Annotated in this window: 22 protein-coding genes; 20 read left to right on the top strand and 2 right to left on the bottom strand. The window is 56.2% G+C overall.

Annotation, left to right across the window (positions count from 1 at the left end; all coding sequences use genetic code 11):
- Positions 1 to 61: 61 nt before the first annotated feature.
- Both gap and HWQ15_RS21440 read right to left on the bottom strand, forming a co-directional pair.
- Positions 62 to 1,072 carry a type I glyceraldehyde-3-phosphate dehydrogenase gene (gap, locus tag HWQ15_RS21445; RefSeq protein WP_023306461.1) on the bottom strand — a complete coding sequence of 337 codons (1,011 nt, stop codon included), beginning with the start codon at positions 1,070 to 1,072 and terminating at the stop codon, positions 62 to 64.
- Positions 1,073 to 1,150: 78 nt separating this feature from the next.
- The gene (locus HWQ15_RS21440) at positions 1,151 to 2,131 is read right to left on the bottom strand and encodes a GlxA family transcriptional regulator (protein WP_022648419.1); all 981 of its coding nucleotides are present in this window, start codon (positions 2,129 to 2,131) and stop codon (positions 1,151 to 1,153) included.
- A gap of 930 nt (positions 2,132 to 3,061) precedes the next feature.
- Between HWQ15_RS21440 and HWQ15_RS21435 the strand changes: the two genes are divergently transcribed.
- From HWQ15_RS21435 to tssE, 20 genes are all read left to right on the top strand, one after another.
- Positions 3,062 to 3,556 (top strand): hypothetical protein, encoded by a 495-nt coding sequence (locus HWQ15_RS21435; RefSeq protein ID WP_006810964.1) that lies wholly within the window; start codon positions 3,062 to 3,064, stop codon positions 3,554 to 3,556.
- A gap of 23 nt (positions 3,557 to 3,579) precedes the next feature.
- Entirely contained in the window at positions 3,580 to 4,083 is a 504-nt protein-coding gene (gene tssJ, locus HWQ15_RS21430) for a type VI secretion system lipoprotein TssJ (protein WP_022648418.1), read from the top strand.
- A 28-nt stretch (positions 4,084 to 4,111) separates the two neighbouring features.
- Entirely contained in the window at positions 4,112 to 5,455 is a 1,344-nt protein-coding gene (tssK, locus tag HWQ15_RS21425; protein ID WP_022648417.1) for a type VI secretion system baseplate subunit TssK, read from the top strand.
- 17 nt (positions 5,456 to 5,472) lie between these two features.
- On the top strand, positions 5,473 to 6,711 hold the full coding sequence (locus HWQ15_RS21420) for a DotU family type VI secretion system protein (protein ID WP_003859963.1): 1,239 nt from the start codon (positions 5,473 to 5,475) through the stop codon (positions 6,709 to 6,711).
- A gap of 2 nt (positions 6,712 to 6,713) precedes the next feature.
- Positions 6,714 to 10,334, top strand: coding sequence for a type VI secretion system membrane subunit TssM (gene tssM / locus HWQ15_RS21415; RefSeq protein ID WP_063148588.1), 3,621 nt, complete (start codon positions 6,714 to 6,716; stop codon positions 10,332 to 10,334).
- Between the two features lie 16 nt (positions 10,335 to 10,350).
- Entirely contained in the window at positions 10,351 to 11,067 is a 717-nt protein-coding gene (gene tagF / locus HWQ15_RS21410) for a type VI secretion system-associated protein TagF (RefSeq protein ID WP_045308303.1), read from the top strand.
- An 11-nt stretch (positions 11,068 to 11,078) separates the two neighbouring features.
- The gene (gene tssA, locus HWQ15_RS21405; protein WP_023300332.1) at positions 11,079 to 12,095 is read left to right on the top strand and encodes a type VI secretion system protein TssA; all 1,017 of its coding nucleotides are present in this window, start codon (positions 11,079 to 11,081) and stop codon (positions 12,093 to 12,095) included.
- Between the two features lie 75 nt (positions 12,096 to 12,170).
- Positions 12,171 to 12,695, top strand: a complete 525-nt coding sequence (gene tssB / locus HWQ15_RS21400; RefSeq protein WP_022648413.1) for a type VI secretion system contractile sheath small subunit — start codon at positions 12,171 to 12,173, stop codon at positions 12,693 to 12,695.
- 3 nt (positions 12,696 to 12,698) lie between these two features.
- A complete protein-coding gene (tssC, locus tag HWQ15_RS21395) occupies positions 12,699 to 14,198 on the top strand; it encodes a type VI secretion system contractile sheath large subunit (protein ID WP_006810956.1) in 1,500 nt (499 codons plus the stop codon).
- A gap of 79 nt (positions 14,199 to 14,277) precedes the next feature.
- Positions 14,278 to 14,703 (top strand): Rap1a/Tai family immunity protein, encoded by a 426-nt coding sequence (locus tag HWQ15_RS21390; protein ID WP_038416233.1) that lies wholly within the window; start codon positions 14,278 to 14,280, stop codon positions 14,701 to 14,703.
- Between the two features lie 3 nt (positions 14,704 to 14,706).
- A complete protein-coding gene (locus HWQ15_RS21385) occupies positions 14,707 to 15,201 on the top strand; it encodes a T6SS effector amidase Tae4 family protein (RefSeq protein ID WP_022648411.1) in 495 nt (164 codons plus the stop codon).
- On the top strand, positions 15,186 to 15,635 hold the full coding sequence (locus tag HWQ15_RS21380) for a T6SS amidase immunity protein Tai4 family protein (protein ID WP_063148589.1): 450 nt from the start codon (positions 15,186 to 15,188) through the stop codon (positions 15,633 to 15,635). The genes HWQ15_RS21385 and HWQ15_RS21380 overlap by 16 nt, the downstream gene beginning before the upstream one ends.
- A gap of 180 nt (positions 15,636 to 15,815) precedes the next feature.
- Entirely contained in the window at positions 15,816 to 16,298 is a 483-nt protein-coding gene (locus HWQ15_RS21375) for a type VI secretion system tube protein Hcp (RefSeq protein ID WP_014884229.1), read from the top strand.
- Between the two features lie 75 nt (positions 16,299 to 16,373).
- Positions 16,374 to 17,363, top strand: coding sequence for a hypothetical protein (locus HWQ15_RS21370; protein WP_015570333.1), 990 nt, complete (start codon positions 16,374 to 16,376; stop codon positions 17,361 to 17,363).
- Positions 17,357 to 17,773: a hypothetical protein gene (locus HWQ15_RS21365; protein ID WP_063148591.1), complete on the top strand. Its 417-nt coding sequence runs from the start codon at positions 17,357 to 17,359 to the stop codon at positions 17,771 to 17,773. Before HWQ15_RS21370 ends, HWQ15_RS21365 begins: the two co-directional genes overlap by 7 nt.
- A 90-nt stretch (positions 17,774 to 17,863) precedes the next feature.
- The gene (gene tagH / locus HWQ15_RS21360; protein WP_063148592.1) at positions 17,864 to 19,639 is read left to right on the top strand and encodes a type VI secretion system-associated FHA domain protein TagH; all 1,776 of its coding nucleotides are present in this window, start codon (positions 17,864 to 17,866) and stop codon (positions 19,637 to 19,639) included.
- Entirely contained in the window at positions 19,636 to 20,433 is a 798-nt protein-coding gene (locus HWQ15_RS21355; protein WP_022648406.1) for a PP2C family serine/threonine-protein phosphatase, read from the top strand. Before tagH ends, HWQ15_RS21355 begins: the two co-directional genes overlap by 4 nt.
- Before the next feature lie 16 nt (positions 20,434 to 20,449).
- A complete protein-coding gene (locus HWQ15_RS21350) occupies positions 20,450 to 21,436 on the top strand; it encodes a hypothetical protein (protein WP_022648405.1) in 987 nt (328 codons plus the stop codon).
- Between the two features lie 9 nt (positions 21,437 to 21,445).
- On the top strand, positions 21,446 to 22,258 hold the full coding sequence (locus HWQ15_RS21345) for a type VI secretion system accessory protein TagJ (RefSeq protein WP_022648404.1): 813 nt from the start codon (positions 21,446 to 21,448) through the stop codon (positions 22,256 to 22,258).
- Positions 22,251 to 22,814, top strand: a complete 564-nt coding sequence (tssE, locus tag HWQ15_RS21340; protein WP_015570336.1) for a type VI secretion system baseplate subunit TssE — start codon at positions 22,251 to 22,253, stop codon at positions 22,812 to 22,814. Before HWQ15_RS21345 ends, tssE begins: the two co-directional genes overlap by 8 nt.
- Positions 22,815 to 22,816: the final 2 nt, after the last annotated feature.

Here is a 22,816-nt window from a genome sequence, read left to right as displayed (position 1 = left end):
ACTTAATTTTTAACCACACCACGGAAAGGCCGGGTAAGCTTCACGCCACCCGGCTTAAGCCCTACAACCCTTTTTTATCCATCAGCACCGCCAAATCCACCAGACGGTTTGAGAAGCCCCACTCGTTGTCATACCACGACAGGATCTTCACCATATTCCCGCCAATCACCAGCGTTGAAAGCCCGTCGATAATGGATGAGCGCGGGTCGCCCTGATAATCACTGGAGACAAGCGGTTCATCGCTGTAGCCCAGGATGCCTTTCAGCGGCCCGCTACCGGCAGCCTGACGGAACGCGTCATTCACCTCTTCGGCGGTCACGTTGCGGCTCAGCGTCACCGTCAGATCGACAATCGACACCACTGGCACCGGCACGCGCAGGGAATACCCGGTGAGTTTACCGTCCAGTTCGGGGATTACTTTCCCGAGCGCTTTTGCCGCGCCGCTGGAATAAGGCACAATCGATAATGCTGCCGCACGCGCGCCGCGTAGATCTTTTTCTGGCTGGTCATGCAGCGCCTGGCTGTTGGTGTAGGCATGCGTGGTGTTCATCAGCCCGTGTTCAATGCCAAACTGCTGGTGCAGCACCTGCGCCGCTGGCGCCAGACCGTTAGTGGTGCAACTCCCGTTACTGACCACAAAATGCTGGGCCGGATCGTACAGCGTGTGGTTCACGCCCATTACCACCGTAAGATCATCATTTTTAGCCGGGGCGGAAATAATGACGCGTTTTGCGCCGCCGCTCGTGATATGCACCGCCGCTTTATCACGTTCGGTGAAGAAACCGGTGGCTTCGATTACCACCTCAACGTCAGCGTCTTTCCACGGAATGTTTGCCGGGTCGCGTTCACTGAATACGGTGATGCGTTGCCCGTCAACCTGTAGCGCGCCGTCCGCCGCTTCCACAGGTACCGGTAGCGTGCCAAGCAGAGAGTCATATTTCAGCAGATGGGCGAGGGTTTTACTGTCCGTCAGATCGTTAATGGCCACAATCTGGAGATCCGGATTGCCCAGCGCCGCGCGCAGGACATTACGTCCGATACGGCCGAAACCGTTAATACCGACCTTAACCATGATGCACTCCTTATCTGTGTTGTTTGGAGTTACTGTAGGTGTCAGGTCGGTTGGCGTAAATGACAAAAAAGGATCAGATTACGCCATTCTGCGGCAGTGGAAGCGCTGGCGATATTCGCCCGGCGTGAGATGAAGCTGCTTTTCAAAAACGCGGCGCAGGTTGATGCTGGTCCCAAACCCGCTTTTTTCGGCAATGACCTCAAGCGGATACGGGGTCTGCTCCAGAAGCTGTCGTGCGGCGGCCAGGCGCGCTTCGGTGACATAACGGGCCGGAGGTACACCGACGTCACGCGTGAACACGCGGGTGAAATTGCGCGGACTCATGGCGACCCGTTCGGCCAGCCTTTCGACGCACAAATCTGCGGTGAGGTTTTGCAGGATCCAGCTTTGCAGTTCGCTAACCGGTCCGGTCGCGCCGGACTGCTCCAGATTATAGCGGCTGAACTGTAGCTGGCCGCCAGGCCGACGCAGGTACATCACCATATCCTGCGCCACGTTGCGGGCGAGGGTGAAGCCGTAATCATCCTCTACCAGCGCCAGTGTCAGATCAAACCCGGAACTGACGCCGCCGGACGTCCAGACGGGACCATCCTGAACATAGAGCGGGCCGCCCTCAACGTTGACCGCAGGATAGCGGGTTTTCAACGTTTCCAGAAGCCGCCAGTGGGTCGTTGCCCGGCGCCCATCGAGCAGTCCGGCCTGTGCCAGCAGCAGGGCCCCGCCGCAGACAGAGGCGACGCGTCCCGCATGCGGCGCGGCCAGGTGCAGCCAGTCCACCACCGCAGTGCTTTCCTGCTCATTCATGCCACGGCCGGTGATGATAATCGTGTCCAGCGGCTCGCGCGGATCCAGCTCCGGCAGGCGATAGTCCGCCAGCAGATTTAAGCCGGACTGGCCATGGATCACCAGGTGAGGCTGGGTAGTGGCAATAATGATGCGGTAGCGGGGCTGCGCCAGACCGTCCGGGTGCAGACGGTTGGCCTGCATCAGAATGTCGGCTATACCGGCGGCTTCAAACAACATGCCACCATCAGGAACAATTATCAGGATCTTCTTCATGTCCTGAAAAGTACCTTTCTTACAATATAAGTCAAGTGGAGGACGTTGACAGTTACCGAGCACGGTTATGGTCAACCCCGATGTCGGCACCGGCACATATTTTGATACCTACTTAACCTGTTTTTACCGCTCGGCCTGTAAGCTATGGTGCGGGAAAACAAAGAACTCATAACAAATTTTCATCATGTTTGTAATAAATCGTCGGAGTGGTGGAAAGCAAGCAATAGTGTAGTGACGGTAAAATGCCAAATGAAGTTCGCCTGTCGAAAGCAGCGTCTTTATTCATTACCTGGAAAGGGTGGGTTATATTTTGAGCAATGCTTTGGCGAGCAAGAGTGTAGTCAGGCTTAATTATTCATACGGCCCAGACGAAAGAAAATTATCTTAAGAAGGGGGGAGAGCATAAAGTTAATTTGCGGCGTGAAATTATTTTTTTCATCCTTACTGTGTTTTCTTAATTTGATGGGACATCGTCCTGAGTATTGACGATTTGCTATCGATACAACAAATAATTCGTGTGAGATATATTCATATGCAACTGAAAAATTCTCCGTTCTACTAATTATGGTAGTGGCAGAAATAGTGGTATTACGTTAGTGATAATGGTTCTCTTTTGGGTTTTTTTGTCTTTAAATCAGTTAATTGCGCGATTTCTCTATTTTTTAGATTAATCTCAGAGTGAGGCGAATGCCTCATGAATCAGCAGTAGCGAAAAAGGAAATATTGAAAAGGCGATAAGCTCATGTAAACTTGTTTACCGTTTGTCAAAATATGTCAGGATTACGCTGGGCCTTATTCTCGAAGGCTCGTGCGGTAGCTATGCCCAAATAATAGTAACGCCCCGGAAAAACCTGACTTTTTTTAACAATAGCACCTAAGTCAAATTTTATCCCCTCTCTTCATCCTCTAAATATCGCTACGGAAAAGCATATGAAACTGCGTGTATTGTTATCACTTCTGTTTGTTATGGCGGTGGCGGGCTGTAAGGCGCCGCAAAAACCAGCGATCACCGATGATACGATTGTGACCAGCCAGGTTAATGGCATCACGCTGACGCACCGTCACGCTGTTACCCCTCCGGCGGAGTTCACTCAGGTGAATGAACCGTATCGTGCTATGTACCCGGCATCCCTGATGAGCCGTCCTGACTACGGTGGAAAAGTGATCCGTACGCTTGAGACCGGAAAAACTTACGTCGTGCTGGGGCAGGTTGAACATTTCTGGATGGCGCTGGCCGATGAAGGGAGTGAACAGCTGATTGGTTACGTGCCGATGCGTGCCGTGATCAAGGCCGACCAGTACGAAGCCACCGTGCGTAAACAGGCACTGCGCCCTAAAGCGCGCAAGAAAACCACCTGTGTTGATGTCGATGGCAACAGCAAAGCCTGCAAAGACAGCGCGAACGGTACCTGGATCCTGAACTAAACGGGTTTCACGAGCATATTTTTATGAATAATAAAAATTTCCATCGGATGTGGTTCCCTTTTTTTGCGTTGATTCTCGCGCTGATCGGTGGTTGTACGTCGTCTTCACACAGCGACCCCTCCCGCTACAATCTTCAGTTTCAGGCTCATCCTCAAATCAATGATTCTGCACCGCTTAAGGTCAGAGTATTGCTGCTGAAATCCGATGCGGATTTCATGTCCAGCGACTTCTACTCCTTACAGAACAACGCGTCAGCCACGCTTGGCGCGAATCTGCTGAACAGCGATGTGTTCTTCCTGATGCCGGGCCAGCTTTCGAAAACCCTGAGCGGTCAAAGCTCACCGGAAGCGCGCTATATCGGCGTAATGGCGGAATACCAGGCACTGGACGGCAAAAAATGGCGCGTCTCACTTCCTTTGCCTGTTCCCGGCGAAAACGCGATTTACCAGTTCTGGAAATGGTCCGCAGATGAACTCCAGGCCAGCGTCTTCCTTGACGTAAATGGTATCCGGGTCATCAGCCAGTAACGCCCTTCATAACAGGAAAGAGATCATCATGACGAAAGCAGAAAAGGTCGTCTGGACCGAGGGCATGTTCCTGCGTCCCCACCATTTTCAGCGGACAGAAAGTTACCTCCTCAACCACGTTCGTGAGTGGGGGGCCTTGCAGCGTTCGTATCTCTGGGGCTTTCTCGACCTTGAGCTGGATGAAGCGATGCTTCGCCAGGGCTGTATTGCCCTGAGCTACTGTAGCGGTTTGCTCCCTGACGGCACCTTTTTCCAGGTGCGCAGCGACCGCAACGGTCCGGCCCCGCTAAAAATCCCCGATAATCTTACCAATGAAAAGGTGGTGCTTGCGCTGCCGGTTCGTCGCGGTGGACGTGAAGAGGTGATTTTCAGCGAGGAGCACTCTTCTCTGGCGCGTTTTATTACGTTTGAACAAGAGGTAGAAGACGACAACGCCATGTCGGTCGGGGAAGCGACGGTTCAGTTTGGCCGCCTGCGTCTGACCCTGATGCTGGAGAAAGATCTGACGGCAGAATGGACCGCCATCGGCGTGGCGTGCGTCGCTGAAAAGCGCAACGACAACCACGTGCGGCTGGATAACAGCTACATCCCACCAATGCTGAACGCCAATAACAGCCCGCAGCTGTACGGCATGATCAATGACCTGCACGGCCTGCTGGTGCAGCGTAGCCAGCAGATCGGCGGCCGTCTGCGCCAGCCGGGGCGTTTCAATACGTCCGAGATGGTTGAGTTCACGCTTCTTTCGCTGATCAACCGCCACCTTGGCGACATCTCACATTTAAAAACGCTGCCGCTGCTTCACCCTGAAGCGCTCTGGCGAAGCTGGCTGCCGTTTGCCACGGAACTCGCTACCTGGACGCCGCAGCGTACCGCAGAGAGCGTACTGCCGGTATACGACCATGACGATCTCGCCCTTTGCTTCGGCAAACTGATGCTAATGCTGCGTCAGGGGCTGTCGCTGGTCATGGAAGATCATGCCATCCAGCTGCCGCTGCACGAACGCTCTCACGGACTGAACATCGCCACCGTACCGGAGACCAGCATGGTCCGCGAATTTGGCTTCGTGCTGGCGGTAAAAGCCAATGTCCCCGGCGAACACCTGCAAACCCATTTCCCTGCCCAGATGAAGGTTGCGCCAGTCTCGAAAATTCGCGATCTGGTTCAGCTCCAACTGCCGGGCATCATGCTTCGGGCAATGCCCGTCGCGCCGCCGCAGATCCCGTGGCATGCAGGCTACAGCTATTTCGAGCTCGAGAGGGGCAGCGAACTGTGGCACGAGATGGACAAGTCTGGGGCATTCGCGCTGCATCTCGCAGGGGAATTCCCGGGTCTCGATATGGAGTTCTGGGCCATCCGTAGCCCGACAGAATAATAAAGCGAGCGCTTAATATGCAGGAACGACAGGATACCGGCAGTGATGCCGTGTTTACCGGAGCCAGTGGGAACAATCAGCTGGTGGCGGCCGCCAATCCGCTGCTCAATGCGATTCCGCAAATCCGTCATTCGGTTTCCCACGACGATCAGGTCGGGCTGCGCCAGCGCCTGATTGACGAAATTCGCCGTTTCGAGGTGCGATGCCAGCAGGCGGGCTTACCATATGAAGTGATTGTCGGCGCGCGCTACTGCCTCTGCACGGCGCTGGACGAAGCCGCCGCTCTGACCCCCTGGGGAAGCAGCGGCGTCTGGTCAAGCAATGGTCTGCTGGTGACGTTTCATAACGAAACCTGGGGCGGCGAGAAGTTTTTCCAGCTGCTGGCACGTCTGTCTCAGAATCCGCGCGAACACATTCTGCTGCTGGAGATGATCAACTACTGTTTGCTGCTCGGCTTTGAAGGCCGCTACCGCGTGCTGGACAATGGCCGGACCCAGCTTGAAACCATCAAACAGCGCCTGTGGCAGATGATCCGTGGCGTTCGCGGCAGCTACCCGCCGCCGCTCTCGCCGCACCCGGAAGATCGCCCCGTTCTGCGCAAGCTCTGGCGGCCGATGATTCCACTCTGGGCGTGCGTGGCGCTGGTCGGCTTTATCGCCTGCCTGTTCTATATCGTGCTGAACTGGCGTCTCGGTGATAACACCAGCCCGGTGCTGGCGAAAATTTACCAGTCCCAACTGCCGGAAACCACGATCCAGCAACCTGCGCGCCAGCTGCCGGCGGTACTGAACCTGCGCGGCTTCCTGAAACCGGAAATTGATGCCGGTCTGGTGGCCGTTAAGGATGAGGCGGATCGCAGCGTGGTGATCCTGAAAGGGGACGGACTCTTTGCCTCGGCCTCAACGGTGGTGCGCGATCGCTATGAGCCGGTCATCGACCGCATCGCCCAGGCGATGAATAACGTCAGCGGCAAAATTCTGGTGGTGGGGTACAGCGACAACGTGCCGATCCGCAGCGCACGCTTCGCCTCTAACTATGAACTCTCGCTTGAGCGCGCCCGTTCGGTGCAAAAACAGCTCCAGGGTAGCCTCTCGCAGCCTGAGCGCGTCAAAGCCGAAGGGCGGGGCGAGATCAACCCGGTAGCGCCTAACACGACGCCTGAAAATCGCGCCCGTAACCGCCGCGTGGAGATTACGCTGCTGGTATCGCCTGACAATACCCAGGCCGAGCTGAACGGATTGCCGCAAGGAAACTAAGGATGCTGACTACTCTACTTTCTATACTGACCAATCGCATTCTGTGGAGCTTCCTGGGCGTAACGGCACTCGCGGCGGTCATCTGGATGATTGGCCCGCTGTTGTCCATCGTGGACACCCGGCCCCTTGAATCAGAGCAGAACCGCGTCATCAGCATTGCGGTGGTCTACCTGATTTGGGCTCAGAGCCACATTCTGCCGCGGCTGTATAACGCCTGGCTGAACCGTAAGCTGATGGACAAGCTTAACGAAAATACCACCAGCCCGGAGGCGGCCGATCCGCAGAAACGTCTGAACAGCGAGGAGCAGATCCTTGCCGGGCGTTTCGATGAAGCCGCCCAGATGCTGAAAAAAGCCCACTTCAGCAAAGCGGGACATGGCGCGCAGTGGACGCAGCGCTTCAGTACGCAGTACCTCTATCAGCTGCCGTGGTACGTCATTATTGGCGCGCCGGGTTCAGGTAAAACCACCGCGCTGGCCAACTCCGGGCTGCAATTCCCGCTGGCGGACCGCTTCGGTAAAACCGCGCTGCGCGGCATTGGCGGCACGCGCAACTGTGACTGGTGGTTTACCAACGAGGCGGTTCTGCTGGATACCGCGGGGCGCTACACCACTCAGGAGAGCGAGCAGGTTCAGGACGCCGGGGAGTGGCTGGAATTTATCAACCTGCTGCGTAAATACCGCCGTCGCCAGCCCATCAACGGCGTGATTATCACCATCAGCATTTCCGACCTGCTTTCGCAGTCCGCTGAGGCCTCCCGCCAGCAGGCGGTCAACCTGCGCCAGCGTCTCTCCGAGCTGCATGAACAGCTGGGGATTCGCTTCCCGGTGTATGTGATGGTGACCAAAGCGGATCTGCTTAAAGGCTTCCGCGCCTGGTTTGCGGATTACGACAAAGCCCAGCGCGATCAGATCTGGGGCTTTACGCTGCCGTGGGAGCAGACCAAACACGCCGATTACGACCTGATGGGCAACTTCCAGCAGGAATTTTCCCTGCTGCAACAGCGTCTGGATGCTGGCCTGCCGGAAACCATGCTTAAAGAGCATGACGCCAAAACCCGTGCGGAAGCCTATCTCTTCCCGCAGGAGTTCGCCGCGCTGCGTCCGCTGCTGGCAGACTACCTGAGCACGGTCTTTGCCCGCTCAAACTTCGAAACCGAATTTTCGCCGCGCGGCATCTACTTTGCCAGCGGCACCCAGGAAGGGATGCCGTTTGACCGCGTGATGGGCGAGCTGAACCGCGCGCTCTCCTTACCTGAAGGGGAGGAAAGCACGCGCTGGGATTCGGTAAGCAAAGAGGCGCCGATCCCGGGCGCGAAGGGCCAAAGCTTCTTCATTAAAAATCTGCTGCAAAACGTGATTTTCCAGGAAGCGGGCATCGCCGGGGAAAACCGCTGGTGGGAGCTGCGCAACCGCGCCGTGATGTGGTCCGGCTACGCGGCGCTGCTGGCCCTGCTGGTGATCCTGGGTGGTCTGTGGCTGACCAGCTACGCCAAAAATAAAGCTTATCTGGAAGAGGTAGATGCAAAAGTGCCGATGCTGGAGCAGCAGAGCAAGGCGCTGCAAAACCAGCCCCAGCGAGATCTGTTTGCGCTTCTGCCGCTGCTTAACAGCCTGGTGGATCTGCCGAAAAGCGATGCCTTCGACGTTAACAACCCGCCGGTTTCCCGCCGCATGGGGCTTTATCGCGGGGATGACGTCAGCGATGCCTCGCAGTCTCTGTATCAGAAGGCGCTGGATCAGATGCTGCTGCCTGCCGTGGCGATGCACATTACCACCTGGCTGCGCAACGACAACGGCAGCGACGTGGAGTACAGCTATGAGGCGCTGAAAGCCTATCAGATGCTCTACCAGCCTAAGCATTATGACGGTAAATTCCTGCACTCGTGGGTTATGCTCAACCTGCAACGCAACCTGCCGCAGAACGTGACGCAGGCGCAGCTTCAGGAGCTGGAATGGCACCTGAAGCTGCTGCTGGAGCCAAAAATTCAGGCTTCACCGTATGCGCAGGATGAGGATCTGGTGGCCCGCGAGAGGGCGCTGATCAACCAGCAGCCGCTCTCAACACGCGTATATGGGCGCCTGAAACGTCTGCTGGAGCATGATGAGAACCTGAAGCCGGTTTCGCTTTCTGATCTCGGCGGCCCGCAGAGCGAGCTGGTGTTTTCGCGTAAAAGCGGCAAGCCGGTGAGTGAGGGCGTACCGGGCCTCTATACGCCGGACGGCTACTGGAAAAGCTTCAACGACCAGATCGACAGCGTGACCACCGCCCTGCACGAGGACGATGCCTGGGTACTGGGAGCGACCACTGCCCAGGAAGATAAACAGCAGATCGACAACGCCGTGCGTCAGCTCTACATGCGCGACTTTATCGTTAACTGGGATCGCTTTCTCGCTGACATTCAGCTCAACAACAGCGCCGATCTTTCCCAGCGTATCAACACCGCGCGCCTGCTTTCAGGCACCAATTCGCCGCTGCGCCGTCTGGTACTTAACCTGAGCAAGGTGCTGACCCTGTCGCGCACTGCGCCTGCGCCGGAAGATGCGCAGAAAGCGGAAGACCAAAGCAACCGCGCCACCCGCACGCTGGAAGCACTGTTCAGCAACGGTGACAATGCCCCGACGCAGGGCGCGGTTGTGACGCAGGCGCCTGAGCAACTGGTGACCGACCACTATGCGCCGATGATTGAGCTGGCGCAGCCGCTGGAGAAGGGCGGCAAGACCATCGTCTTTGATGATTTTCTTAAGCAGGTTGACGAGCTTTATCGCTACCTGACCGCCGTTCAGGATGCAGCCAACAGCGGTATGCCTGCGCCGGGCGGCGATGCAATCAGCCGCCTGCAAGCCAGCGCGGGACGTCTGCCGGGCGGGCTGCAAACCATGTTCAGCAATATGGCCGTCGGCGCCAGCAGCGACACTCAGCGTCGCGATCTGGAGAACGTGCGTAAGCGCATTAACGTGGAAGTGGGTGGGTTCTGCCGTCAGGCGATTGCCGGGCGTTATCCGCTGGTGCGCAGCGCCAGCACTGAGGTGACGCCGGACGATCTCGCCCGCATGTTCGCGCCGGGCACCGGACTGATGGACACCTTTTTCCGCGACAACCTGACCAACAAGGTGGACACCACCCAGGCGAACTGGCGCTTTATGCCGGGCATCGACGGTAAAACGCTGCCGGGCAGTGAAGGGCTGCTGCGTCCGTTCCAGCAGGCGCAGTCTGTCCGCGATGCCTTCTTCGCAAACGGCGCGACCACGCCATCCTTCAAGGTGACGGTGCGCACCGTGCGTATGGACAATACCATTCTGAACCTGACGCTGGACGTGGACGGCCAACTGCTGCGCTACAGCCACGGTCCGCAGGCGGTGCAGATCATGACCTGGCCGGGGCCGGGCGGGACGAACCAGGTGCGTATGCAGCTCGGTCTTGCCAATGGCAGCACCGCAACGCTGGTGACCAACGGTTCCTGGGCGCTGAACCGCTTTTTCGACAAGGCGCGCACCAGTCCTGGCGCGGGTAGCCTGAGCCGTCAGGCGACCTTCAACGTCGACGGACATCAGGTCACGCTGGAGTTTGCCCCGAACAGCATCCGTAACCCGTTCCAGCTTCCCCGTTTCTCATGCCCATAACCGCAAGGACAGCCGTATGACGAATACCCCTGCGATGAACCGTTATAGCTGGTATGGCAAATTACCCAGCGCCGGAGATTTTTTGCAGCGTCGCTTTCCGGATACCCTGCAACGCCAGTGGTCGCACTGGTTTCAGGTCGGCCTGCTGGCCTGGCAACAGGAAGAGCAGCGCAGCGGCGAGCGCCCGTTTTCTAAAGCCCCGGTGTGGAACTTTGTCGTCCCGCCGATGCTTGGTAGCCAGATGATTCAGATGGGCTGCCTGCTGCCGGGCCGTGACAGCGTAGGCCGCCACTATCCGGTATGCCTGCAACTGAGTTTCACCCCGACCGAGTGGTCATCCCGTCTGCTCGGGCAGGCTGAAAGCTGGTACCAGCAGCTTGGCCGTCTGGGGCTGCACGCGGTGCGTAACAGCTATTCTGCCTCCCAGCTGGATGAAATGCTGATGACCATCCCGGCGCCCCAGCCGGTTGAGCCGCAAAAGCGTTCCGACATTCTCGACGTGATTGGCTATGACGACGAGGGTCAGAGCACGCTGGGCTGGCCGCAGGCGGCGGAGTGTTTTGATCCGCTGCGCCAGACCAGCTACTGGTGGACAAACCGCTGCGACGGCTATCCGCTTTACACCCACGTCCACAGCGGAAACTTCACCGGGCAGCTCTTTACGCTGCTGTTCGATCCGGCAGGCGGCGCCCGTCCGGGCCGCCACGGTCTTTACCCGCCTATGTTTGAATAAGCAGGGATCTTATGAATATCGATGAATTTCTCGCGCCGATAAGCCCCGATAACCCCTGCGGTGAAAACCTGGAGTACGACGCTGATTTCCAGGCCATGGGGCAGGCCAGTCAGGGCAAAGCCGAACAGCAGTTTGGCGACACCATCATTCCGGCAGAGCCTGCCGACTGGAACACGGTGGAAAAACTCGCCACCAGCCTGCTGGGCCGCACCAAAGATCTTCGCGTCATGCTGGCGTTAACCCATGCCTGGACGCGTCGTCGCGGGCTGGCAGGTTACGCCGACGGGCTACTGCTGGTGCAGGAAGCCCTGTCCCGTTACTGGGAGCAACTTTACCCGCTGCTGGAAGAGTATGGCGAAACCGATCCGTTCTACCGCATTAACGCCCTCGCCGGGCTGAGCGATAAATCTGACCTGACGGTCGCGGTGCGTAACGCCTCACTGCTCCGCTCTAACGGCGATGAGATTTCGCTCCGTGACGCCCAGGCGCTGCTTGATGGCAGTAAAACAGAGTGTCCGGATTATCCGGGCGGTCGTCCACGACTGATCGATGAGCTGGCCCGGGGCGATCAGCCAGGCACCGAAGCGGTAATCGTGATCAACGAACGCCTGCTCGCCATCCGTGAACTGCTTACCGGCTATCTCGGGGAAAGTGGCGTACCGGAGATGGAACAGCTGCTGAAAACCGTCGGGCAAGTTTCGAGCGCCTGTCAGGTGACCGATATCAGCAAGTTGCTGCCGAACCGTGACGCGCAGGCTGAGCAGCACGCCGAGCCGCAGCCGGTGACCGCGTCGCCCGTTCAGCAGGTGACGGACTGGCGCAGCGTGCAGGTGACCAGCCGCGCCGACGCGCAGCTGATGCTGGAAAAAGCGAAACAGTATTTTGCGCAGTACGAACCCAGCCACCCCGCACCGCTGATGATTGAACGGGTGCAGCGGCTGTCTGAACTCAACTTTATGGACATTATTCGCGACCTGGCGCCAGACGGCGTTAACCAACTGGAAAACATCTTTGGACGCCGCGAATGACGCGTCCTGGCATTATGACGACAGGCATGGAGTCTGCCGTTTCACCTTCACCGCGCATCTTTGATGGAGAACATCATGGCAATGAGTAACAGTGGACAGAAATTCATCGCACGCAACCGTGCTCCCCGCGTGCAGATCGAATACGACGTAGAGATCTACGGCGCAGAACGCAAAATTCAGCTGCCGTTTGTGATGGGCGTTATGGCCGATCTGGTTGGCAAGCCGGTGGAAAACCTGCCAGCCGTCGACGAGCGTAAGTTCCTTGAAATCGACATCGACAACTTCGACGAACGCATGAAGGCGCTGAAGCCGCGCGTGGCGTTCCAGGTGGATAACACCCTGACCGGCGAAGGTAAGCTCAACGTCGATCTGACCTTTGACAGCATGGACGACTTCCTGCCGGACGCGGTGGCCCGCAAGGTTGAGCCGCTGAACAAGCTACTGGAGGCTCGTACCCAGCTCTCTAACCTGTTGACCTACATGGACGGCAAAAACGGCGCGGAAGAGCTGATTGCAAAAATCCTTCAGGATCCGACGCTGCTCAAATCCCTGAGCCAGATGCCAAAAAATGACGAAAGTGCGAAAGGTAGCGAGGAATAATCGATGAGCAACCAGACTCAACAACACGATCAGCAGGCGGGCCAGGCCTTCAGCCAGGACGAGTTCAGCGCGCTGCTGAATAAAGAGTTCCGCCCGAAAACCGATCAGGCGCGCTCTGCCGTAGAAAGCGCGGTAAAAACCCTGGCGCAGCAGGCGCTGGAAAACACCGTAACCTTCTCAAACGATACCTACCGCACCATTCAGAACCTGATTGCCGGTATTGACGAGCAGCTTTCACAGCAGGTGAACCAGATCATTCACCACGAGGAGTTCCAGAAGCTGGAGAGCGCCTGGCGCGGGCTGAGCTATCTGGTGAACAACACCGAAACCGACGAGATGCTGAAGATCCGCTTTATGAGCATCTCCAAGCAGGAGCTGGGCCGCACCCTGAAGCGCTACAAGGGCGTGGGCTGGGACCAGAGCCCGATCTTCAAAAAAATCTACGAGCAGGAGTACGGCCAGTTCGGTGGCGAGCCGTTTGGCTGCATCGTAGGCGACTACTACTTCGACCACAGCCCGCAGGACGTTGAGCTGCTGGGCGAGATGGCGCGCATCGGCTCTGCGGCCCACTGTCCGTTCATTACCGGCACCGCGCCGGGCGTGATGCAGATGGAGTCCTGGCAGGAGCTGGCTAACCCGCGCGACCTGACAAAAATCTTTCAGAACACCGAATACGCCGCCTGGCGTTCACTGCGTGAATCGGAAGATGCCCGTTATCTGGGCCTGGTCATGCCGCGCTTCCTGTCGCGTCTGCCGTACGGCATTCGCACCAATCCGGTCGACAGCTTTGACTTTGAAGAGCAGACCGACGGCGCGAACCACAACAGCTACTCCTGGGCGAACGCGGCTTACGCGATGGCCGCCAACATCAACCGTTCCTTCAAAGAGTACGGCTGGTGCACCTCGATTCGCGGCGTGGAGTCCGGCGGGGCGGTGGAAAACCTGCCGTGCCACACCTTCCCGAGCGATGACGGCGGCGTGGACATGAAATGCCCGACCGAGATCGCCATCAGCGATCGTCGTGAAGCCGAGCTGGCGAAAAACGGCTTTATGCCGCTGGTTCACCGCAAAAACTCCGACTTCGCCGCCTTCATCGGCGCGCAGTCCCTGCAAAAACCGGCCGAGTATCACGACCCGGATGCCACCGCTAACGCGCGTCTGGCCTCCCGTCTGCCTTACCTGTTCGCCTGCTGTCGTTTTGCTCACTACCTGAAGTGCATCGTGCGCGACAAAATCGGCTCCTTCCGCGAGCGAGAAGAGATGGAACGCTGGCTGAACGACTGGGTGATGAACTACGTGGACGGCGACCCGGCTAACTCCTCCCAGGAAACCAAGTCCCGTAAACCGCTGGCGGCGGCGGAAGTGCAGGTGCAGGAAATTGAAGACAACCCGGGCTACTACGCCGCGAAGTTCTTCCTGCGTCCACACTACCAGCTGGAAGGCCTGACCGTTTCCCTGCGTCTGGTATCTAAACTGCCGTCGCTGAAGACGAAGGACGCGTAATGATGATTGCCGGCCCGAAGGGGCCGGCAATTTGAGCGGAAGAGCTTAGCCTGTTTCTGTCAGTGAATAAGGATAGACGGTGAAACATATACTTTTGATCGCGACCAGTTTGCTGGCAGTTTCTACTCTCGCAAGCGCGGAGGCAGGAAATTACAAATACCCTCAAGCGGAAGCATTGCCTCAGGATGACACATCAAACTTCCAACGCGATCCGACGCTGTTAACAGGGTACGATTTAAATCTGAGTGCAGAGCGTTTTGCTAAAGCCTGGCTGTCGAAAACGAATGAACGTGAACGCATTAAGGCAAATATGTATCTTCTCGGCGTAGTCGACGCGTCTGAGGGCACTGCATGGTGCAAGGGCAGGCCTTTTTTGCCAAATACAATACATGAGTTTCTCTATTCTCGTTTTGCGAACTTATCGAAACAGCAAGGCGAGGAGCGCGCTTCAAAAATCATCATTGACGGCATGAAAGAATTACGCCCGTGCAAAAAAGGAGAGTGACAAATGAGACCATTATACGAACAACTTAAACGTCAGCATTACTCTTCAAATCACACACGCGCGGGTTTTGCCTCGGGTGAACAGGTTTTTTCAGAAATTGGCTACGATTATTCGACGATTATCAAGCAACAACCGGCATACGAAAATACCTGTGCGGTAAGAATGAGCCTGGCATTGTTAAAATGCAATGTTGAATTTACAGGGCGTTTACCCATAAAGACCGGTCCCTATAAGGGAAAAACAATCGAGCCTGGCGCAAAATTACTTGCCGATCAGCTTTATAAATCCCATGTGTTTGGCAAGGCAGAAATCTTTAAAGACCGCGAGGCTGGTGCACGCTCAATGTTGGGCCGAAAAGGTGTTGTTTTCTTCAATAAAATTGATGGGTATGGGGGTGGTCATATCGACCTTATCGAGCCTCTGAGTAATAATTCGTTTATATGTAACTCCGATTGCTTTCCGTACTGTCAGGAAATCTGGTTTTGGGAATTAAAATAATTATATTCAGGTTTCTAAAGGCCGCATTTCTTTTGCTCACTTGCTTATCTTTTTCTGCTCGCGGTGACAACCCTTACGTTGATTTTTATCAGCAGCAAACATACCGGCAGGTGGTAAAAGATTTGGTCCTGGCGCGCTGCCTTGCGCAGGTTGCAGATAAAGGCAGTCAATTTTCTGCTGATGCGGCCCGCAGTGCGAGTGCATTTATTGAGTGGATGCCGTTTGATGCTGAAAACGGTACTGACAAAGTTAACGCCATTATTGGGAAGTATAAAAACCAAATTAATGGTTTCCACTCGGAGCGCAAACCTGATGTAAAAGGCGTAACCTTAAATTGTCTACGTCTTTATCATAGCGACGAACTGAATAAACTGGTTCCGCAGCTCATCATTGGCGATCCTGATCGTACCTGGATTCAGGATAATCCGCCGTAGTAAAAGACTTCACATTCTTTCCGTTCATTCAGGGGGAATGTAAGACTGTCAAATGACACGGGTCGTTTGATATGAGGCAGAGGTAAAATATGGACGGTTTTATTCAGCCCCATGCTTTCCTGTTTCCCATATAAGGGCTTTTTCGAAAGCAATATTGTTCATCCACGAAGAGTAGATATTATGGCTATTGATATGTTTCTGAAGGTCGAGGGTGTTACGGGCGAATCTAAAGATTCTAACCACACCGGCTGGACTGATATTACCTCCTTCTCCTGGGGCGCGTCCCAGCCGGGTAATATGAGCGTTGGTGGCGGCGGCGGTGCCGGTAAGGTTAACTTTAACGATCTGCACGTTAACGCTCTGATCGACAAATCCACTACAGCAATCCTGAAACACTGCGCAAGCGGTAAGCACCTGACCAAAGTTGAACTGTCCGTCTGCAAAGCGGGTGGTCAGCAGGTTGAATATACCCGCATCACCCTGGAAGACGTTCTCGTGACTTCCGTTCAGTACACCGGTGCCGACAACGGCGATACCGTTGGCGTGACCTATGCATTCCAGGCTGCGAAAGTGAAACAGCAGTACTGGGAGCAGACCACTGCCGGTGGTAAAGGTGCTGAAAGCAGCGCTGGCTGGAACATCAAAGAGAACAAAGAAGCGTAATTGCCCGTATGGCCGGGGAGTTTTCCCCGGTCATTATTTACAGAGACTTAATTTCGTTTGCAAAGGGATGTCAATATGAGTGTAAAATCAACGGTTGCTCCTGGTTATTGTGTTGTTCAGCAGGCTGGTACGTTAGATTTCCAGGCAAGACTACTGTTCAATAAACCAGACAGTGAAGCGGCACGTTATTTTATGCAAGTGAACAGGGACACACGGTGGTTAAAACCCGGGCAAATATTGATCCTTAATGCTCCGGGTGCTGAAAATGCGGTTCAGCTAAAACAATTACAAAATGCAAAGCAAAAGGTTAATGGAGCATTGGCAGAACTGAATACAGATGAAGCTAATTTCTTTAACAAGCATTTTAGTACCATCGCAGCATTAACTAATTTTATGGATAAATCTCTCGGGGTGGTTGCTGATGCAGGTGAAAGGTACTTTAGCGAAATAGAAAAGAAATTAAAAGCTATCGAACTGGCTTATCAAAATCAATACAGAACGCAAGGCACATTGATCGGGCAGCAGTTTTTTGTTGAGAGGCAAAAACTTTTTTCTGAGCTGGACGTTTTATTAAATAAGCTGTCCAGACTAACGCTGAAACTGAAACCTTATGAAGAAATCAAGCACGCTTTAGGTTTATCAAGCAGGTCAATTGTCCACGAATGGAGTACTGCGGGTGTTGCCTCAATACGAGGGTATTCAACATATGTAGACAATGCATCAAAAGCTGCCCGTTTTCTGAAAATGGGAGGATGGCTTGCTATCGGCTTCGCTGGAGCAAACACAACCAATGAAGTTTACGATGCCTGTACAGTAGGTAGAGAGCAGAGTTGTTCCAAAGTCGCCGTTAAGAAGTACAGTCAATTTGGCGCCAGTCTTGCGGGCGGGATTTATGGCGGAAAATATGGTGCCATGGCTGGGGCTGGCGTATGTGTTGCATTGGGCGTGGCAACAGGTGGTGTAGGGTTGCTCGCGTGTTCTGTGGTAGGCGCCGCTGCGGGTGGATACATTGGTGGCGAAGTTGCCGGTGGAGCAACTGAATATGTCATGGATAAACTATGGTGAATGTAGAAAATATTCTTTTATTTCTGATCGTTGTTTTATTTTTACTTGTCGTAATTATGGACTTCATCAGTTCTCTTTATTTTAAAAAACACGAGGCCGAATATAATCAGCTTCTTTCAGAATATCGCCAAAAAGGCTACGATCTCGATCTGGTGACAAATTACGCATCTTTTTTTGGCTCGCTGGCGAACTATCAAAAAATAATCTGGTTTGTTCGTCTTCGCAAAGGCGTGAAGATGAAATTTACCAAAGACAGAAATGTTCAGGATGATGCCTATAAATTCGTTCAGGCTTTACCGGAAGAGAGAATCGGCTGGATATTAAAACTGCATCGACGCTATAAAGTTCAGGCCTTACTTTTTACGCTATGGCTGCTTATCGGCATTATTTTCCTGAATGTAGTCAAATAGCTTTAATCAGCCCTTAACCCCCAAACCCCGCCGTTCTCACCCCCGAGAGCGGCAGCGTTTGAGCGCTAATCATACCAGCAGGAATACGCCATGCGATTCACGATTATTTCTACGAAACCCGGTCATCAGCCGCCGCAAAGCAGCTGTGATTTTTATGCCCCGGGCGGCACCATTGGGCGCGGTACGGATAACAATCTGGTGCTGCCGGACAACGATCGCACCATCTCGCGTTTGCAGGCCATCGTTCACGTCGACGCCAGCGGCGAATGTCGCGTCACGAACCGTGGCAGCGTCACCCGCGTGGTATTGAATGATATTCCGCTGGAGCGTGGGCGTCAGGTTGAGCTTCAGGATGGGGATATTCTCGGTATTGATGATTATCGCATTGAAGTCAGCGAACTCATTCATGACACCCAGCCCGTAAGCCGCATGGCGGCCAGCATGCAGCAGGCGCGCCCAGCGGCGACACCTGCTCCGGCGGCACAACCGAAACCGGCCAGCGCCGCGCCTCGCGGAAAAGCTGAACCTACGGCCGTGCCGTCGGAAATCTGGGACAGCCTGATGCAGGAGTTCTCCATCTCCGACAGCATCTCCAGCAATCGGGCAAAGCCACAGCCCGCGGCCTCCCACGACCCGTTCTCCCAGCCTGCGGCCCCGGAGCGGAATGCCGAAGACCCGCTGGCGATGTTCAACGATGCCGATCCGTCGCTTGAACGTAAAAACGTGGACCCGGACACGCTGTTCAGCGATGAAGCGTTGTTTAAAAAAGAGAGCATCTTTGACGATGTCACCCCTTCAACGCTGGTACAGCCGGACGAAAGCAAACCTGCCCAGCCAAAGGAAGAGGCGTCGGATGAACTCGATCCGTTAGCCCTGTTTGGCGGGTCGGCGAGCGCGCCTGCCGCGCGTCACGATGACCCCCTTGGCCTGATGGGCGGCGCGCCGTTAACCCATCCGGATGAAATCGTGGCTGATAAGCCGGAGCCAAAGCCTGAAGCGCAAGCCGCACAGGAAGAGGATGTGCTGGCCAGTTCACCGCTGTTCGATCCGGAACCGACTGAACCACAGGACGCGCCGCGCGCGGAAGAAGAGTCCGCGCGTCCCGATTACGCTGGCTTCACCATGCCAACGCCGCAGGCCGTGGCGCGCAGCAACGCGCAGGCACCGAAAGGCCGCCTGCGTATCGACCCGGTTAAAAACGCTGCATCGCCTGCTGCCTCAGCGCAGACCGGCGAGCGGGGCGAGGTGCTTCAGGGCGAACTGCTGGAGGCGCTGCTGGAGGGCATGGGCCTGAGCGAAATGCAGCCGGTGCCGCAGTTTGACCGGGAAAATATGCGTCAGCTGGGGCAGATCCTGGGCATGTTCTCGCAGGGGACCGTGGCGCTGCTCTCCTCGCGCTCCATCCTCAAGCGTGGGGTGAAGGCTGATATGACCATGGTGCTCGACGATGCCAACAACCCGTTCAAGCTGCTGCCAACCGGTAAAACGGTCCTGATCCAGATGTTCGGCACGCCGATGCCGGGCTTTATGCCGCCGACCAAATCGGTGCGTGATGCGCTGATCGATCTGCAGGCGCACCAGCTGGGGATGATCTCCGGTATCCGTGCCATTATCGCCGCCATGCTGCAATCCTTTAACCCGGAACAGCTGGAAGAGCAGGCGAAACAGAACGGAATGACGTCACGCCTGGCGCTGCCGGGCAGCCGTAAAGCCGCGCTGTGGGATTATTTTGTTCGCAGCTATGGCGAGACGGCGGGCGAGATCGAGGACGACTTCCATACCCTGTTTGGCGAAGCCTTCCTCCATGCCTATGACATGGAGGTCAATCAGTACAAAGACTCACAAAGCGGATCGGAAGAAAAATGAATATCGCAACGGCTTCTCTCTCCCGCCAGGGGACGCGCGCCAGCAACCAGGATCAGACGGGAGAAACCATCGGGGAACGTTCAGCCTGCTTTGTCGTCTGTGACGGCATTGCGGGCCTGCCGGGCGGCGAAGTGGCCGCTGAGCTGGCCCGCAACAGCATTATTTCCCGCTTTGACGGCGACAAGCACCTGAATGCGCAGCATATTCGTGACTACGTCCAAACGGCGAACCGCACCATCCTCAGCGAACAACAGGCCGTGCAGGACTATCGCCGGATGGGCACCACGCTGGTCAGCCTGTTTATCGACAGGGATTACCGTCTGGCTTACTGGGCGCACGCCGGAGACAGCCGCCTGTACCTGTTTCGCCGCGGCTGGCTGTGGCACGTCACCACCGACCACAGCCTGGTGCAGCAGATGAAAGATGCCGGGCATCAGACCGACGATCTCAACAGCAACCTCCTGTATCTGGCGCTGGGTATTGAGAATGGCGGACCGGAAGCGAGCTACAGCGATGTCGTGCAGGTTGAAGACGGTGATGCGTTTTTACTCTGCACCGACGGTTTCTGGCACGGCGTCAGCGAAGAGCAGATGAAACAGTCGCTGCACATGGTCAATACGCCACAAGAGTGGCTGACCTTGATGAACCAAATCATTCAAAAGAATGCTGAACAGGAGGGCAAAGCTCAGGATAACTATACCGCCGTGGCGGTGTGGATGGGCAACCCTCAGGACACCACTTTGCTGCATACGCTCTCTGACGCAGCACAATTTCTTCCCTGCGGAACTGATTAGACACACAAGGATTGATATGAAACTTTGGCTATCGGGTTTGGCTCTTCTGACGGTGGCGACCACCGCACAGGCTGAAAACTTCCGCATCGTGCAGTCTCCTGCGCAGAAGCTGGATATCTGGATCGACAACATTAAAGATAATACGCCGCAAAGCTGGTGTAAGGCGGACGTGGCGCTGCGTATCGTGGCGAACGGCAAGAAAGAGGTTTCGGTGCTGGAAAACTTCGTACCGCGCCTTGGCTCGCTGCTGGAGCATCAGTGTAGCAAACTGAATACCCTGAACTGGACGCTTAACGATCCGGAAGGCACGGCGCTTGCCCGGGGCACAGCGGCTAAAGCGCAGGACTGGGCGCTGGTGGTGAAACAGCAGGAAACGGCGGCGGCAACGACCACCACCTCAGGCGCGCTGCTACCGCCTGACCAGAATCCGGAGACGCACACCGTGGCGGCAGATCGTACGCCATGGCAGGAGTTCACCCTTCAGGACGGTTGCCACCTGCGCACCTTCTGGGAGGGCGGTTCCTCCGCGCCAGCGCTGTTTATTCCCGATTCCGACACCACTCGCTGCGGCAACGGCAGCTGGCTCAGCGGCCACACCGTGGTGACGCAGAATCGTAACGGGACGCAGAAAGCGATTCCGGTCACCTACATTCACGGCTTCCCGGTGATGGGACTGAACAACGCGGTCGATCCTGAAAAGGCGCTGATCACCTCCGTCAACAAAGAGCGCATGGTCTTCAGCACCCCGAACAGCGATCAGAGCTGGATGATCCTGCCGTACGACAGCACCCTGAACGGCTGGAAGAGCAACGGCACGGTGGCGGTGGAAATCACCCGTGAGATCGCCAGCGACGACGCCAGACTCCAGGCGCGTATCGCAGAGGTGAAGAAGATCTGGAGCGCATGGATTACACCGGGCGCGGAGCTGAACGTTGTTCTGATTGACACGCTGCGTCCGCAGCTACGCGATCCGGCTGTGGGCGCCTGGCGCGCGGCGAATTAAGGAGGGGCTATGAATACGCTTTATCAACGTCTGGCGGGTGAGTCGATTAGCGACGCGCTGCTTCGCCTGGAAGCCGAAATCAAAGCTCGTCCGGCGGATGCCGATCTGCGCGCTGCGTTTGTGCAGTTTCTGATCCTCAGCGGCAACTGGGCGCGCGCCCTGACCCAGCTGAAAAGCTGGCTGGCGCTGAAGCCGCAGGCAAAACCAACCGTGACGCTGCTGGAGCAGGCCATTCAGGGTGAACAGCAGCGGGCGCGCGTGTTCGCGGGAGAGGTACGACCGGCAATGCCCGAGGCGCAGTGGCCGTGGCTGACCACGTTAGCCCAGGCGCTTACCGAAAGCGCAGGGCATGCGCAAACGCTGCGCCTGGCGGCACTCGAACAGGCCCCGGCAAGCCGCGGGCAGGTCACGCTGGAGAATGAAGAGAGCCACACCTTTGAATGGCTGATGGACGGCGATGCCCGTCTGGGGCCGGTGTGTGAAACCCTGGTCAACGGCCGCTATTTCTGGGTGCCGTTCTGCGCCATCGACACGATCCGTTTTCAGGCTCCGGCCAGCGTGACCGATCTGGTGTGGCGTCATGCGTTGGTCCGCCTCACGGACGGCACCGAGCAGGTGTGTCAGATCCCGGCGCGTTATCCGTTTGCTGACGGAGCGCCAGACAGCGTTAAGCTGGGGCGCACCACCGAGTGGCTTCCACTCGACGATGACGGCACCCTGTATGAAGGCATGGGGCAGAAAGCCTGGCTGAGCGAGCAAAGCGAAAGCCCGCTGCTCACCCTGAGCCTGGTGACGTTCGCCGCGGATGGCGCGGATGAGTAATCCCGCTGGCGAAGGCGATCTGCTGCGCAGCGGCTGGCAGGCCCGCAGCAGGCAGGAGAAAGTGGGGGCGCGCGACAAAATGCAGCCGTCACTGCTGGATCGCCTGACGGATAACGATCCGGAAAAAAAACGCGAGTCCGCCAACAGTAATCTGATTACCCACGCCGCGCTGCGTCGTAACGTCCTGCGGGATTTACAGTGGTTGTTTAACACCATTAACCACGATGCCTCCAGCGATCTGAGTGGTCTGACGCAGGTGAGCCGTTCTGTCGTTAACTTTGGCGTCGCGCCGCTGGCGGGGAAAAGAATGTCCGATATCGAATGGCACGACATTCAGCGCAAGCTCACCGAAGCGATTATTAACTTTGAACCGCGGATCCTGCCGCAGGGGCTTCAGGTTCGCTGCGTGTCCGATACCTCCTCATTAGATCTGCACAACGTGCTGTCTATCGAAATCAAAGGCCGCCTGTGGTGCGTACCGTATCCGCTGGAGTTTCTCTTTCGCACCGACGTCGATCTTGAGAACGGCCATTTTGAACTGAAGGATGCGGGGTAATT

Origin of the sequence: Enterobacter sp. DSM 30060 (genome assembly GCF_013375955.1) — a bacterium.
GTDB lineage: Bacteria > Pseudomonadota > Gammaproteobacteria > Enterobacterales > Enterobacteriaceae > Enterobacter > Enterobacter intestinihominis.
Note: the sequence above shows the minus strand (reverse complement) of the source record. Positions and strands in the feature narration are given on the sequence as shown.

Coding starts and splice junctions, on each gene's coding strand:
- tagH (WP_063148592.1), top strand. CDS start 17,864: ATGCGATTCACGATTATTTCTACGAAACCCGGTCATCAGCCGCCGCAA.
- HWQ15_RS21420 (WP_003859963.1), top strand. CDS start 5,473: ATGCAGGAACGACAGGATACCGGCAGTGATGCCGTGTTTACCGGAGCC.
- HWQ15_RS21435 (WP_006810964.1), top strand. CDS start 3,062: ATGAAACTGCGTGTATTGTTATCACTTCTGTTTGTTATGGCGGTGGCG.
- tssB (WP_022648413.1), top strand. CDS start 12,171: ATGGCAATGAGTAACAGTGGACAGAAATTCATCGCACGCAACCGTGCT.
- HWQ15_RS21375 (WP_014884229.1), top strand. CDS start 15,816: ATGGCTATTGATATGTTTCTGAAGGTCGAGGGTGTTACGGGCGAATCT.
- HWQ15_RS21385 (WP_022648411.1), top strand. CDS start 14,707: ATGAGACCATTATACGAACAACTTAAACGTCAGCATTACTCTTCAAAT.
- HWQ15_RS21350 (WP_022648405.1), top strand. CDS start 20,450: ATGAAACTTTGGCTATCGGGTTTGGCTCTTCTGACGGTGGCGACCACC.
- tagF (WP_045308303.1), top strand. CDS start 10,351: ATGACGAATACCCCTGCGATGAACCGTTATAGCTGGTATGGCAAATTA.
- gap (WP_023306461.1), bottom strand. CDS start 1,072: ATGGTTAAGGTCGGTATTAACGGTTTCGGCCGTATCGGACGTAATGTC.
- tssK (WP_022648417.1), top strand. CDS start 4,112: ATGACGAAAGCAGAAAAGGTCGTCTGGACCGAGGGCATGTTCCTGCGT.
- HWQ15_RS21370 (WP_015570333.1), top strand. CDS start 16,374: ATGAGTGTAAAATCAACGGTTGCTCCTGGTTATTGTGTTGTTCAGCAG.
- tssM (WP_063148588.1), top strand. CDS start 6,714: ATGCTGACTACTCTACTTTCTATACTGACCAATCGCATTCTGTGGAGC.
- HWQ15_RS21345 (WP_022648404.1), top strand. CDS start 21,446: ATGAATACGCTTTATCAACGTCTGGCGGGTGAGTCGATTAGCGACGCG.
- tssE (WP_015570336.1), top strand. CDS start 22,251: ATGAGTAATCCCGCTGGCGAAGGCGATCTGCTGCGCAGCGGCTGGCAG.
- HWQ15_RS21365 (WP_063148591.1), top strand. CDS start 17,357: ATGGTGAATGTAGAAAATATTCTTTTATTTCTGATCGTTGTTTTATTT.
- tssA (WP_023300332.1), top strand. CDS start 11,079: ATGAATATCGATGAATTTCTCGCGCCGATAAGCCCCGATAACCCCTGC.
- HWQ15_RS21355 (WP_022648406.1), top strand. CDS start 19,636: ATGAATATCGCAACGGCTTCTCTCTCCCGCCAGGGGACGCGCGCCAGC.
- tssC (WP_006810956.1), top strand. CDS start 12,699: ATGAGCAACCAGACTCAACAACACGATCAGCAGGCGGGCCAGGCCTTC.
- tssJ (WP_022648418.1), top strand. CDS start 3,580: ATGAATAATAAAAATTTCCATCGGATGTGGTTCCCTTTTTTTGCGTTG.
- HWQ15_RS21440 (WP_022648419.1), bottom strand. CDS start 2,131: ATGAAGAAGATCCTGATAATTGTTCCTGATGGTGGCATGTTGTTTGAA.